This is a genomic window from Curtobacterium sp. MCLR17_045 (assembly GCF_003234405.1).
In the GTDB taxonomy this organism is placed as follows: Bacteria; Actinomycetota; Actinomycetes; order Actinomycetales; family Microbacteriaceae; genus Curtobacterium; species Curtobacterium flaccumfaciens.
On sequence record NZ_QKTB01000048.1, the window covers coordinates 1 to 14,030 of the forward strand.

10 protein-coding genes and 1 riboswitch are annotated in these 14,030 nt (G+C 72.4%); of the genes, 7 read left to right on the forward strand and 3 right to left on the reverse strand.

The window, feature by feature from the left end:
* Positions 1–33 precede the first annotated feature (33 nt).
* Genes DEJ05_RS17460 through DEJ05_RS17470 form a run of 3 tightly spaced genes read left to right on the forward strand, consistent with a single transcriptional unit; the run spans position 34 to position 2,738 of the window.
* Entirely contained in the window at positions 34–1,188 is a 1,155-nt protein-coding gene (locus DEJ05_RS17460) for a glycosyl hydrolase family 8 (RefSeq protein ID WP_111111265.1), read from the forward strand.
* A complete protein-coding gene (locus tag DEJ05_RS17465) occupies positions 1,185–1,898 on the forward strand; it encodes a class F sortase (RefSeq protein ID WP_146245138.1) in 714 nt (237 codons plus the stop codon). The genes DEJ05_RS17460 and DEJ05_RS17465 overlap by 4 nt, the downstream gene beginning before the upstream one ends.
* Before the next feature lie 45 nt (positions 1,899–1,943).
* Complete coding sequence (locus DEJ05_RS17470; RefSeq protein WP_111040190.1) at positions 1,944–2,738, forward strand: polyprenol monophosphomannose synthase; 795 nt, start codon at positions 1,944–1,946, stop codon at positions 2,736–2,738.
* Positions 2,739–2,844: 106 nt separating this feature from the next.
* On the opposite strand, the gene treZ is transcribed toward DEJ05_RS17470, so the two are convergent.
* From treZ to glgX, 3 genes are read right to left on the reverse strand one after another with little or no spacing between them, the layout of a single operon-like run.
* Positions 2,845–4,599 carry a malto-oligosyltrehalose trehalohydrolase gene (treZ, locus tag DEJ05_RS17475; RefSeq protein ID WP_111111269.1) on the reverse strand — a complete coding sequence of 585 codons (1,755 nt, stop codon included), beginning with the start codon at positions 4,597–4,599 and terminating at the stop codon, positions 2,845–2,847.
* Entirely contained in the window at positions 4,596–7,097 is a 2,502-nt protein-coding gene (treY, locus tag DEJ05_RS17480; RefSeq protein ID WP_111111271.1) for a malto-oligosyltrehalose synthase, read from the reverse strand. Before treY ends, treZ begins: the two co-directional genes overlap by 4 nt.
* Positions 7,094–9,325, reverse strand: a complete 2,232-nt coding sequence (gene glgX, locus DEJ05_RS17485; protein ID WP_111031105.1) for a glycogen debranching protein GlgX — start codon at positions 9,323–9,325, stop codon at positions 7,094–7,096. The genes treY and glgX overlap by 4 nt, the downstream gene beginning before the upstream one ends.
* A gap of 128 nt (positions 9,326–9,453) precedes the next feature.
* Between glgX and DEJ05_RS17490 the strand changes: the two genes are divergently transcribed.
* From DEJ05_RS17490 to DEJ05_RS17505, 4 genes are all read left to right on the forward strand, one after another.
* Positions 9,454–9,780, forward strand: a complete 327-nt coding sequence (locus DEJ05_RS17490; RefSeq protein WP_111111273.1) for a hypothetical protein — start codon at positions 9,454–9,456, stop codon at positions 9,778–9,780.
* Between the two features lie 81 nt (positions 9,781–9,861).
* Positions 9,862–9,973, forward strand: a riboswitch (TPP riboswitch).
* Entirely contained in the window at positions 9,968–10,606 is a 639-nt protein-coding gene (locus DEJ05_RS17495) for an ECF transporter S component (RefSeq protein WP_027464637.1), read from the forward strand. Its footprint overlaps the riboswitch before it by 6 nt.
* A gap of 2 nt (positions 10,607–10,608) precedes the next feature.
* Positions 10,609–13,287 (forward strand): ATP-binding cassette domain-containing protein, encoded by a 2,679-nt coding sequence (locus DEJ05_RS18420; RefSeq protein WP_220037043.1) that lies wholly within the window; start codon positions 10,609–10,611, stop codon positions 13,285–13,287.
* Positions 13,280–13,864 (forward strand): ATP-binding protein, encoded by a 585-nt coding sequence (locus tag DEJ05_RS17505; RefSeq protein WP_258376185.1) that lies wholly within the window; start codon positions 13,280–13,282, stop codon positions 13,862–13,864. Before DEJ05_RS18420 ends, DEJ05_RS17505 begins: the two co-directional genes overlap by 8 nt.
* The last annotated feature ends 166 nt before the right edge of the window (positions 13,865–14,030 follow it).

Sequence of the window (14,030 nt, forward strand, 5' to 3'; positions counted from 1 at the left end):
CCCCCCCCACCATCCCCGGAGAGGCAGGCCAGCATGACCCGCAGGACCTGGATACCGGTCGTCGCAGTGGCGGCGGTGCTCGTCGCCGTCGTCGTCGCGATCGTCGCCGTCCGCCCCTGGTCGTCGAGCACCACGACCGCCGCTCGCGGCACGGCGACCCCGACCTCGACCACCGCGCCCGACGGGGCGCGCTCACCGCAGCAGCTGCGGTCGGCGTTCCTGGACCGCTACGTCGAGGGCGGTCGCGTCGTCCGCACCGACCAGGGCGGTGACACCGTCAGCGAGGGGCAGGCGTACGGCTTGCTCATCGCCTACGCGAACGACGACCGTGCACGCTTCGACGCGATCTGGGAGTGGACGAAGGACCACCTGCTCACCGGTGACGACCTGCTGGCGTGGCGGTGGACGTCCGACGAGGGCGTCGCCGACGAGCAGTCCGCGAGCGACGCCGACCTCGACGCAGCCCGGGCGCTCGTGCTGGCGGGGAAGGCCTGGGACGACGACCGGTACACCGCCGCCGGCAAGCGCATCGCGGCGGCGATCCTCCAGCACGAGACGGCCCGGACGGACCTCGGCACGATCCTGCTGCCCGGACCGTGGGCGGATCAGGAGCCCTACAGCTACAACACGTCGTACGCGTCGCCTGCGGCCTTCTCGGTGCTGGCGGACGCCACCGGGGACGACCGCTGGAACGCGCTGAACCGGGGTTCCCGCGCCGTGACGGCCGCCGTGCTGGACGCCACCGACCTGCCCAGCGACTGGTCCCAGGTGCACGCCGACGGATCGGTGGACCCGATGCCGGCCGCCGGTGGCGACGGGCGCGTGCTCTACGGCTACGACGCGATGCGGACGCCGCTCCGGTACGCCGAGGCGTGTTCGGCGTCCGACCGGCAGCTCGCGGCGGCGCTCGCGCCCACGCTCGGACGGACGACGCCGCTCGCCTCGCAGCTCGACCTCGGCGGCACCCCGGTGACGCAGAACACGAACGCGCTGGCCTACACCGCGCGGGCAGCGGCCGAGCAGGCCGCCGGTTCCTCCCGTGCGGCTGCCGCCGACCTCGAGCGGGCCGACCGCACGGCGGCGAACACACCGACCTACTACGGCGACGCCTGGTTGGCCATCGGTTCGACCATGCTGACCTCCGACGTGCTCGGGGGATGCGCCAGCGACGTGGGAGGCGGCTCGTGAGCGGCCGGCGGAGCGCCGGGCGCGTCTTGGCCGTCCGGCGCCGAGGCGTGGTGATCGGTGCCGTGGTCGCCGCCGTCGTGGTGGTCGGGGGCGTGGCCGGGGTGGCGGTCGCGTCGACCGTCGGCGGTGGCGCGTCGTCCCCGCCGCAGTCCTCGTCGTCTCCGTTGCAGTCGCAGTCGCAGTCGTCGTCCTCGTCGTCGTCTTCGTCCTCGGGCTCCGGCACCGACGGGTTCCAGGACCCGGCCGCACCCGAGGCTCGCTCGACGGCCACCCCGGTCAGCGTGTCGATCCCGGCCATCGGCGTGCGGTCCTCGCTCGAGGACCTGCACCGCGGTGCTGCCGGAGAACTCGACCCGCCCGTCGACTGGGACAGCGCTGGCTGGTTCAGCGACGGGATCGTCCCCGGCGAGGTCGGCCCCGCCGTCATCGCCGGTCACGTCGACAGCCCGACGAGCGCCGCGGTGTTCTTCCGGCTCGACGAACTGGTCGCCGGCGACGAGGTCCACGTCCGGATGTCCGACGGCACCACCCGCACCTTCACCGTCGACCGTTCCGAACGCGCCGCCAAGTCGGCGTTCCCGACGAGCGACGTCTACGGCCCCACCCCCACCCCGCAACTCCGACTCATCACCTGCGACGGCACGTTCGACACCGCCACCGGGCACTACACGGACAATCTGATCGTGTTCGCAGACCTCTCGTCGGATTGACCCACCAAGCCAGCGATACATTCGACTGCGAGCACGAGGAGCACCATGAGCGAGACCCTGGTCATCATCCCGACCTACGACGAAGCCGAGAACGTCCGGCCGATCGTCGAGCGCACGTTGGCCGCGACCGACGACTCCGTGCACGTGCTCGTCGTCGACGACAACTCACCCGACGGCACCGGCGACATCGCGGACGCGATCGCCCGCGAGACCGGTCGGGTGCACGTCATGCACCGCACCGTCAAGGACGGCCTGGGCGGCGCGTACCTGTCCGGCTTCGCGTGGGGCCTGGAACACGGCTACGCCAAGCTCGTCGAGATGGATGCCGACGGCTCCCATCACCCCGAGTACCTGCCCTGGATGCTCGAGCTCGCCGACTCGAACGACCTGGTGCTCGGCTCACGGTGGGTCAAGGGCGGCAAGGTCGAGAACTGGCCCTGGTACCGGCTCCTGCTCTCCCGAGGTGGCAACCTGTACACCCGCCTCGCCCTGGGCATCGCGGTGCGCGATGCGACCGGCGGGTTCCGGGTGTTCACCTCGCGGGCGTTCGAGCGGATCGACCTCGCCGGGGTCGCGTCGAAGGGGTACTGCTTCCAGGTAGACCTGTGCTGGCGCGCCCTCGAGGCGGGTCTGCGGGTCGTGGAGACCCCGATCACGTTCACCGAGCGGGAGTTCGGCGTCTCGAAGATGAGCGGCAACATCGTGCGCGAGAGCCTGGCACTCGTGACGAAGTGGGGCATCGACCGCCGGATCCGCGAGACCCGCTCCCTGGTGAAGGACCACCGCAAGCTGCCGTCCGTGCGGAAGAACGCGCACGCGGTGGCCGACCACGCGGGTTGACGCCGGGGACACGCGAGCGCCTGAGCACACGAACGGCGACGGACCCAGTGGGTTCGTCGCCGTTCGTGTGTGCAGCCCGCGGGTGGCTCGCGCAGCCCGCGGTCGGCTAGCGCAGCACGACCACGCCGCGGCCGCGGAACCGGACGACGCCGGCATCGACCTCGGTCGCGCCGAACCCGTAGAGCTCCTCGCCCACGGCGTCGGGCACCGGGACCTCGGCTGCGTCGTCTGCGAAGTTCACCACGACGTGCACCGGTGCCACGTCGGGGCCGAGCAGCCCGCGGGTGAGCACCAGCCAGCGGCGGTCCTCGCTGAAGCGGACGGCGTTCGCCTCGTAGCGGTGGTCGACGAACGCCTGGTCGGTGCGCCGCAGGGCGATGAGCACCCGGTAGGCACGCAGGATCGCAGCGCCGCGCTCCGAGCTGACGTCGGCCCAGTCGAGCTTGGAGTTGGTGAACGTCGTCGGTTCCTGCGGGTCCGGCACCGCTGACTCGTCCCACCCGTGCTCGGCGAACTCCGCGATGCGCCCCTCGGCGGTGGCCTTGCCGAGCTCGGGCTCCGGGTGCGAGGTGAAGAACTGCCACGGCGTCGAGGCCGCGAACTCCTCGCCCATAAACAGCATCGGCGTGAACGGCCCGAGCAGCGTCAGGGCCGCGGCGATCACGAGCCCCTCGTCGTCGAGCGTCGCGGCGAGCCGGTCGCCGGCGGCGCGGTTGCCGATCTGGTCGTGGTTCTGGTTCGCGACGACCAGGGCCGTCACGGGGGAGGTCCCGCGGTCGATCGGCCGGCCGTGCCGCTTGCCGCGGAACGACGACCAGGTGCCGTCGTGGAAGAAGCCGTCCTCGAGCACCTTGGCCAGCGCCGACAGCGGGGCGAAGTCGGCGTAGTAGCCGTTCGTCTCGCCGGTGAGTGCCACGTGCACGGCGTGGTGGAAGTCGTCCGACCACTGCCCGGCGAGGCCGTACCCGGCGGCTTCACGCGGCCGGAACATCACCGGGTCGTTGAGGTCGGACTCCGCGATGAGCGACAGCGGACGGCCGATGAAGGACGAGTAGGCGTCGGTCTCGTCGGCCATCGACGCCAGCACGTGCGGGCGGGTGGTGTCGCGGATCGCGTGCACGGCGTCGAGCCGGAGCCCGTCGACGTGGTGGTCGCGGAACCACATGCGCACGTTGTCGAGTACGTACCGGCGGACCTCGGGGTGCTCGACGTTCACCGAGTCACCCCAGGTGTTGCCGAGCCCGGCCAGCAGGTACGGGCCGTACAGCGGCAGGTAGTTGCCGCTCGGTCCGAGGTGGTTGTAGACGACGTCCTGGATGACCCCGAGCCCCAGCGCGTGCGCGGTGTCGACGAACCGGTCGTAGGCGTCCGGGCCGCCGTACGGGGCGTGCACGGAGAACCAGCCGACCCCGTCGTAGCCCCAGTTCCACTCGCCGTTGACGGCGTTGACGGGGAGCAGCTCGACGAACTCGACCCCGAGTTCGACCAGGTGGTCCAGCTTCTGGGCGGCGGCGTCGAGCGTGCCCTCGGGCGTGTAGGTGCCGATGTGCATCTCGTAGATCACGGCGCCGCGGGCCGGGCGTCCGGTCCACGACTCGTCGGTCCACGCGAACCGTGCGGGGTCGACGACCTCGGACGGGCCGTGCACGCCCTCGGGCTGGTAGCGGCTGCGCGGGTCCGGTCGGACCGCGTCGTCGTCGCCGATGCGGAACCCGTAGCGTGCGCCGACGACCGGCATCACGGCGTCGGTGGACCACCAGTCGTCGTCGCCCTTGGTGAGCGGGTACTCGACGTCGTCGACGACGAGCCGGACCCGGTCCGGCTCGGGTGCCCAGACGGCGTAACGGTCGGGTGCGGTCATGCGTGACCCTCCAGGATGTCGATCTCGGCCTGCGCGTCGGTCTCGGTGGCGTCCGTCGTGCGGTCGGCGGCGGGCCGGGAGGCACCGCTCGCGTCGGACACGGCGGTCACCGCGTCGGCGTGGCCGGCTGCACCGACCGCGTCGGCGGGCACGAGCAGCGCGACCGGGTAGGTGGTGAGCAGGTCGGCCAGCGCGATCCCGCGGTCGGCGGGGACGTGTCGGCCGGTGAGCAGGTCGATGCGCTCGACGGGGACGGCGTGCACCAGTGTGTCGCCCCAGCCGCCGACCCGGTCGAGGCCGATCGGCAGACGCGCCGCGATCGTCACGGCACCGCCGCGGTCGAACGCGATGACGTGGTCGGCCGCGCTGCCGGTGGCCTCGAGCTCCAGGTACCGGGTGAAGAGCTCCGGGTGGTCCCGACGGATGCGCAGTGCACGGGTCGTGACCAGGAGCTTCGCGGCACCGTCGATGCCGATGGCCGGCAGGTCCTCGGGGCCGTCGTCGTCCGGGCCGTCGAGCTCGGCGAGCACGTGGCGCCGCTCGGCGTAGTCGACCGGACGACGGTTGTCGGGGTCGACGAGCGAGCGGTCCCAGAACTCGGTGCCCTGGTAGACGTCGGGGACGCCCGGGGCGGTGAGCTGGACGAGTTTCTGGGCGAGACCGTTCGACCACCCGGCGGCGTCGATCTGCTCGTCGAGGGCGTCGAGCACGGCGACCACGTCCGGGTCGTCGAACGCGGCGTCGACGATCGCGTGCATCTGCTGCTCGAACGCCTCGTCGGGCTCGGTCCAGGTGGTGCTGTCACCGGCTTCGCGGGAGGCCTTCTCGGCGTACGCGTGCAGACGCTCACGGCTGGCGGGCCGGGCGCCGACGATCGCCTGCCAGAGCAGGTCGGCGAACACGCGGTCCTGCAACGGCACGAGCGACTGCAGACGCTCGAGCGTGGCGGCCCACTCGTCGCCGAGCTCGGCCAGCACGGCGATGCGGGCGCGGGTGTCCTCGCTGCGCTTGGTGTCGTGGGTGGTGAGCGTCGTCATGGTGTGCGGCCAGCTGCCGAGCCGTTCGCGCTGTGCCTGGTGGAAGTCCGCCACCGAGACCGCGAAGACGCTCGGGTCGCCGCCGACCTCGCTCAGGGACGACAGGCGCGAGGTGCGGTAGAACGCCGTGTCCTCGACGCCCTTCGCCATCACCATGCCGCTGGTCTGCTGCAGTCGGACCGCCGCCGCGTTCGTCGGTTCGACGAGTGCCGGTGCGATCCGGTCGATGACGTCGTCGAGGTCCGGTCGGGCCTCGGCGGCACGCTCGAGCGCGGTGATGAGGTGGTGGGCGCCCTCGGGCAGGTACGTGCGGTACACGTCGAACGAGGCCACGATCTCGGCGACCGCGTCGACGATCCGCTCGTGCGTGATCGTCTCCGTCGCGGCGCTCGGAGCGAGCAGGCGTGCGAGCCGCTCGACCTCGCTGCCGAGGATGCCGTCCGCGATGCCCCGTCGGGTGTCGTGCGTGAGCTGCTGCCAGTCGGTCGGCTCGGCGCCCGACGCCGCGGTCAGCGCCTGCTCGCCCGCGGGGTCGACGAACACGCGGTCGAGCACCCCGAGGGCGTCGTAGCCCGTGGTGCCGTCGACCGGCCACGAGCTCGGCAGCTGCTCGCCGGGCTCGAGGATCTTCTCGACGAGGGTGTACGCCCCACCGGTCAGGTCCGCCAGGTCCTGCAGGTAGCCCGCCGGGTCGTACAGCCCGTCCGGGTGGTCGATGCGCAGTCCGTCGACGAGTCCGTCGCGGAACCAGCCGCCGATGACCCCGTGCGAGGCCGCGAAGACCTCGGGCTCCTCGACCCGGATCGCCGCGAGGGTGTTCACCGCGAAGAACCGGCGGTAGTTCAGGTCGTGGTCGGCGCGCTTCCAGTGCACGAACGCGTAGTGCTGGCGATCGTGGACGGTCTCGACGGTGTCGCCGTCGTGCACCGTCCCGGGTGCGGTGGGGTAGGCGGTCTCGCCGACGCGGAGCACCGGACGCTCGGCGTCGGACGTGTCGAGCGTGATCGCCTCGAGCAGCCGGTCGTCGAGCACGGGGACCCGGAGCTTGCCGTCGCCGGCCTCCCAGTCCACGTCGAAGGCCCACGCCACGGGGGAGCCCTGCCCGAGTTCGAGCAGGGACCACCACCACGGGTTCGACTCGGGGGTCGCGACGCCGACGTGGTTCGGCACCACGTCGACGATGACCCCGAGCCCGACGGCGTGCGCGGCCTCGGCCAACGCTCGCATCGCCTGGTCGCCGCCGCGGTCGGTGTCGACCCGCGTGTGGTCGACCACGTCGTAGCCGTGGTTCGACCCGGACTCGGCCTGCAGCACCGGCGACAGGTACAGCCAGTCGGCGCCGAGGTCGTGCACGTAGTCGACCAGGTCGCGGGCAGCGTCGAGGTCGAAGTCGGCCGAGACCTGCAGCCGGTACGTCGACGCGGGGACGCGGTTCGCGGCGCCGGGCGTTCCGGCGGTCATCGGGCGGTTCCGCTCGGTGCGGTGGAACCGGCCGGGTTCACCGGGGTGACGGCGTCCTGCGGGGCGTCCGGTGCGGGGGCGCCGTCCTGCTCGGCGTCGACCGGGGTGCTGGTGACCTCGTGGTCGGGCTCGGCACGCAGCACGATCATCGACCGGGCGGGGACGTCGAGCGGGGTGCCCGCGTCGAGCACCTCGTCGCGGGCGCCGGGGTCGGCGGTGTCGATCCGGACGGTCCAGCCGGGGGAGTACTCCTCGGGCGGGAGCGTGAACGTCACGACGTCGTCGTGGGCGTTGAAGTACGTGATGAAGCCGACGTCGGTGACGCGCTCACCACGGGCGTCGCGTCCGCGGATGCCCTCGCCGTTCAGGTACATGCCGACGCTCTTGCCGAAGCCGGAGTCCCAGTCCTCGGGGTCCATCGCTTCGCCCGAGGGGGTCAGCCAGACCACGTCGGGCAGTGGCTCGCCCTCGCCACGACGGACGGGACGGCCGTTGAAGTACCGGGTCCGGCGGAACGTGGGGTGGTCGTGCCGCAGCTTCACCACGTCGGCGGTGAACTGGATGAGGTCTTCGTCCGCGCTGTCCCAGTCGATCCAGCTGAGCTCGGAGTCCTGCGCGTAGACGTTGTTGTTGCCGGACTGCGACCGGCCGAGCTCGTCGCCGTGCGCGATCATCGGCACACCCTGGCTCAGGAGCAGGGTCGCCAGGAAGTTCCGGCGACGCTGCAGCCGCAGGGCGTTCACGGACTCGTCGTCGGTCGGGCCCTCGGCTCCGGAGTTCCACGACCGGTTGTGGCTCTCGCCGTCGTTGTTGTCCTCGCCGTTGGCCTCGTTGTGCTTCTCGTTGTAGGCCACCAGGTCGTACAGCGTGAAGCCGTCGTGCGCGGTGATGAAGTTGATGCTCGCCTTGGGCGTGCGGCCGTCGTGCTCGTACAGGTCGGCCGAGCCGGAGATCCGGGAGGCGAACTCGCCGAGCGTCGACGATTCGCCGCGCCAGAAGTCACGGACGGTGTCGCGGTACTTGCCGTTCCACTCGGACCACTGGGGCGGGAAGTTGCCGACCTGGTAACCACCGGGGCCGACGTCCCACGGCTCGGCGATGAGCTTGACCTGCGACACGATCGGGTCCTGCTGCACCAGTTCGAAGAAGGCCGACAGCCGGTCGACCTCGTAGAACTCGCGGGCCAGTGCCGAGGCGAGGTCGAAGCGGAACCCGTCGACGTGCATCTCGGTCACCCAGTAGCGGAGCGAGTCGAGGATGAGCTGCAGCGAGTGCGGGTGCCCGACGTTGAGCGAGTTCCCCGTGCCCGTGTAGTCCATGTAGAACTTCTTGTCGTCGTCGACCAGGCGGTAGTAGGCCGCATTGTCGATGCCGCGGAACGACAGCGTCGGGCCGAGGTGGTTGCCCTCGGCGGTGTGGTTGTAGACGACGTCGAGGACGACCTCGATGCCGGCGCGGTGCAGCTCGCGCACCATCGTCTTGAACTCCTGGACCTGCTGGCCCTGGTCGCCCGACGACGAGTACGCCGAGTGCGGCGCGAAGAAACCGATGGTGTTGTAGCCCCAGTAGTTCGACAGCCCCTTGTCCTGCAGGGTCGAGTCGTTCACGAACTGGTGCACCGGCATGAGCTCGAGCGTGGTAATGCCGAGGCGCTGCAGGTGCTCGATGACCGCGGGGTGGGCGACGCCGGCGTAGGTGCCGCGCTGCTCTTCCGGCACGTCCGGGTGGGTCTCCGTGAGCCCCTTGACGTGCGCTTCGTAGATGACGGTCTCGCCGTACGGCGTGCGCGGCGGGCGATCACCTTGCCAGTCGAAGAAGGGGTTGATCACGACGCCCTTCATCATGTGCGACGCGGAGTCCTCGTCGTTGGTCGAGTCCGGGTCGCCGAACGTGTACGAGAAGAGCGACTGGTCCCAGTCGATCTCGCCGCTCGTCGCCTTGGCGTACGGGTCGAGCAGGAGCTTCGACGGGTTGCAGCGCGCGCCGGAGTCCGGGTCGTACGGGCCGTGCACGCGGAAGCCGTACTCCTGCCCGGGGCCTATGTTGGGGAGGTACGCGTGCCAGACGTAGGCGTCCACCTCGAGCAGGCGGACGCATTCTTCGTTGCCGTCGGAATCGAACAGACAGAGTTCGACGCGCTCGGCGACCTCGGAGAACAGCGCGAAGTTCGTGCCGCTCCCGTCGTAGGTCGCCCCGAGCGGGTACGGGTTTCCGGGCCAGGTGTGCAAACGGTCCTCCAGGTGTGGGTGCGGCCAACATATCGGCGGCGCTCGTCCGCGTCCGCAGACAAGCCCCAGCTGTGGATGCGTGATGCGCCCCGCGGCCTGTGGAGGAACGGACGAGTAGCGTCGCGCGCATGGCCAACATCGTCTCGAAGATCGCAGACCAGGTCCGCCCGCTCGGGGTCTCCACGAACTACGGAGAACCCGTCGAGGTAGGCGACCAGACCCTCATCCCCGTGTCCGTCAGCTGGTTCGGCTTCGGCGGCGGCGGGGACGACGAGAACGGTGGCGGCGGCGGCGGTGGCGGCGGCCTGTCGGCCCCCGTCGGCGCCTACGTGCGCCGTCCGGGCAAGGACCTCGTGTTCGAGCCGAACCCGATCTCGCTGATCGTCGTGGGCATCCCCTTCGTGTGGGTGGTCGGGCGTGTCCTCCGCAAGCTGGTGCGCGCGCTCAAGAAGTGACCACCTGACGGACGGGAGGCCCGTGGCGACGCCGCCACGGGCCTCCAGTCCGTCACGCGGTCGCGACCGCGTCTAGACTGCTGGCACACACACGGGAGTCCGGGACCGCCGGGCTGAGAGGGAGCGATCGGCGCTCCGACCGTCGAACCTGATCCGGATCATGCCGGCGCAGGGAGGAGTCAGCAGCATGCCTTCAGGCACGTCCACAACCGTCACCACCGCTCCGCGGCGATCGCTGCGTTGGCGGGTCGTCGACATCGTCGTCGCGAGTGTCCTCGCGGTGGCCCTCGGGGTCGTCTTCCGGCTCTGGGAGTTCGGCTACGAACCCATCAGCGCCGTCATGGACCTCGTGCTCCCCGGCACGAAGGCCCTGTTCGGCGGGGTCTGGCTGCTCGCCGGCCCGATCGTCGCGATCGTCGTCCGCAAGCCCGGCGCCGCGCTCTACGGCGAGATGGTCGCCGCCTCGGTCGAGGCGTTGTTCGGCACCCAGTGGGGATGGCTCACTCTTGAGGCCGGACTCGTCCAGGGTCTCGGCGCCGAGATCGTCCTCGCGCTGTTCCTGTACCGCGTCTACCGCCTGCCGGTCGTCGTGCTCGCCGGTGCCGCGGCCGGACTCGCGCTCGGCATCAACGACACCGTCCTCTGGTACCCGGGGCTCGACGTCGCCTTCAAGGTCGTGTACGTGATCTGTGCGGTCATCTCCGGTGCGGTGATCGCGGGGGCGGGCTCGTGGCTCATCGTCCGGGCACTCGCCCGCACCGGGGTGCTGTCGTCCTTCGCGGCCGGCCGCGAGCACAGCCGTCGCGAACCCCGCGCCCTGGTGTGACCGTGCCCGCTCCGTCGGCGACGTCCCCTTCCACCGGCGGCGACGCCGGCGCAGGTGCCGGCGTCCGCGGGGCGCGCATCGTGTTCCGTGGCTGGGGCTGGCGGTACCCGGAGCGCGACGCCTGGGCCGTCCGTGACGTCGACCTGACCGTCCAGCCGGGGGAGCGGGTCGCCGTCGTCGGGCCGTCCGGTGCCGGCAAGTCGACGCTCCTGCGAGCGGTCGCCGGCGTGCTGCCCGACGAGCCCGACGCCACCGACGACACCGCTGCTTCGGTGCAGGGGACACTCCTGGTCGACGAGGCCGACCCCCGCGCGGTCCGCGGGCGTGTCGGTCTCGTCATGCAGGACCCCGAGGCGCACACGGTGATGTCCCGGGTCGGCGACGACGTGGCCTTCGGCTGCGAGAACGCCGGCGTCCCCCGCGACGAGACCTGGGACCGGGTGCGGACGGCGCTCGACGTCGTCGGGCTCGACCTGCCGCTCGACCGCTCCACCGCGCAGCTGTCCGGTGGGCAGCGGCAGCGGTTGGCGCTCGCGGGCGTGCTCGCGATGCGGCCGGGTGCGCTCGTGCTCGACGAACCCTGCGCGAACCTCGACCCGGACGGCGTGGCGCAGGTGCACGACGCCGTCCGGGCACTGCTCGACGAGACCGGGGCGACGCTGCTCGTGGTGGAGCACCGGATCGGCACCTGGCTGGACCTGGTCGATCGGCTCGTGCTGCTCGAACCGGGCGGCGGCGTGGTCGCGGACGGTCCGCCGGCCCGGGTGCTGGCGGACCACGGCGAGGCGCTCACGGCGGCCGGGGTCTGGGTGCCCGGTTCCGAGCCGGCGCGTGGTTCGGCCCGACGGCGGCAGCGTGCGCGCGGACGAGCGGGCGAAATGCCCGGGGCGTCCGGCGGAGCGACCGCGGCATTCCGCCCGCTCGGCGATGGGGAGCCCGGCGAGGGGGCGCGGGAGATGACGTCGGCGGGACGAGCGGGCGAAATGCCCGGGTTGTCCGGCGGAGCGACCGCGGCATCCCGCCCGCTCGGCGAGGGGGAGCCCGGCGAGGGGGAGCGTGACCAGGGGACAGCGGTACTGCTCGACGCCCGGGGGCTCGGCACGGCACGGGGGAAGCAACCGGTCGGGAACGGCATCGACCTGGAGCTCCGGGCCGGGCAGGTCCTCGCCGTCACCGGACCGAACGGCGTCGGCAAGTCGACGCTCGGGCTGACCCTCGCGGGCTTGCTCCCACCGGCCGCCGGTGAGCTCCGCGCCACGGACGCCCTTGCCGACGGCATCGGCACAGCGCCCCACGCCTGGACGAGCCGGGAACTCGCCGCCCGGATCGGCACGGTGTTCCAGGACCCCGAGCACCAGTTCGTCGCCCGCTCCGTCCGCGAGGAGATCGAGGCCGGACCCCGAGCACTCGATGCGCCGGACGCCGCCGAACGAGCCACCGCGCTGCTCGACGAGTTCGGGCTCGCACACCTGGCCGACGCCAACCCCTTCACGCTGTCCGGGGGCGAACAACGACGGCTCGCGATCGCCTCGGTCATCGCGGCCCGGCCGCCGGTCGTCGTGCTCGACGAGCCGACCTCCGGGCAGGACCGTGCCACGTGGCAGTCCGTCGTCGGTCGGCTCGGGGCCCTCGCCGATGCCGGCACCGCGGTGGTGGCGGTCACCCACGACCGCGACCTCGTCCGGGCACTCGACGCCGACGAGGTCGTGCTCGGGCCGGACGGTGCCCTGACCGTCGGTCGCGACCAGGGGCCGTCGGTCGCGACCGCCCCGGAGACGGGACCGACAGCCCGGAGCCGCCCCGGGCCTCCAGACCGGACCGACACGGCCGACCACGCGGCCGACCGGACGGACACGGCGGACGCGGCGGACGCGGCGGACGCGGTGGACGGAACCGACCGGACGAACCCCCTGCGACGACCGCTGCCGGCCCGCGCGACCGGCATCGTCGGCGTCCAGCCGGTCGCGTCGCTGATCGGTGTGCTCGCCCTCGGCGTCTGCCTGGTGCTCAGCCTCGACGTCGTCTCCGCCGCCGTCGCCCTGGCGCTCGAACTCGCTCTGCTGCCGCTCCTGCGCCTGCCGGTCCGGACCCTGCTGCTCCGACTCGCACCGGTGCTCCTCGCGGTGCCGCTGACGGCGGTGAGCATCGCCCTGTACGGCAGGCCCTCGGGTCGGGAGTGGTTCGACCTTGGGTTCGCGCACGTCACCGACGGGTCACTGACGCTCGCGTTGGCGACGGCGCTCCGGGTCCTCGCGGTGGGGGTGCCGGCCATCGCACTCTTCGTGCGGGTCGACCCGACCGACCTGGCCGACGGGCTCGCGCAGGTGCTCCGGCTGCCCGCGCGTTTCGTGCTCGGTGCGCTCGCCGCCGTCCGGATGATGACCTTGCTCGTCGACGACTGGCGACAGCTCGCGATGGCGCGGCGTGCCCGAGGACTGGCCGACTCCGGACGGCTCCGCCGCGGGGCGACGATGGCGTTCGCGCTGCTCGTGCTCGCGCTGCGGCGTGCGACGACGTTGGCGGTGGCGATGGAGTCACGGGGGTTCGGTGCTCCCGGACGGCGGACCTGGGCGCGGGTCGCGCGGTTCGCCGGGCCGGAGTGGGCGATGGTGGCGGCGCTGGTCGGCATCGGTGTGGTGTCGATCGCGGTCGCGGTGAGCGTGGGGACGTGGCGTGCCTGACGCGGAGCGCGCAGCCGGCGCGACGGGCGGCGACCGTGCGACGGGCACCACCGCCGGTGACCTCGCCCCCGGCCTGGCCGCTGCTGCTGCCGGAGTCGCCGCTGCCACGGGCCGGCGCGCCGTCGTGCTCATCGACGGCCGGTCCGGCACGGGCAAGACCACCCTCGGAGCACAGGTCGCGGAGCAGCTCGGTGCGCAGCTCGTGCACCTGGACGACGTGTACCCGGGGTGGGACGGCCTGCGTGCGGCTGCCGACGCCGTGGTGACGGACGTCCTCGGAGCGCCGAGCGGGTACCGACGCTGGGACTGGGCGGCCGATGCGCCCGCGGACTGGGCGTCGGTGGACCCCGACCTGCCGATCGTGGTCGAGGGGTGCGGTGCGTTGTCGCGGGCGTCGGCACCGCTGGCGTCCCTGCGGGTGTGGCTCGAGGCCGACGACGCCGTGCGCTGGGACCGGGCGATCGGCCGCGACGGCGAGGTCTTCGCGCGCGAGTGGGACCGCTGGGCCGCGCAGGAGCAGGCCTTCATCGCCGCCGAGGACCCGGCCGCCCTGGCCGACGTGGTCCTGCGGACGTAGCGCGCGGCGGGCGGCGCGGGCCACGCGCCGCCACGTGGCGGTACCGAGGTTTCGCGCTCAGCGACACCGCACGGCCTCCGGAAGGCGAGAACTGTCGCCCAGCGCGAAATGTCAGCCCGCCCCGCCCGCCGCGCGCTACGTCCGCAGGACCACGTCGGCCAGGGCG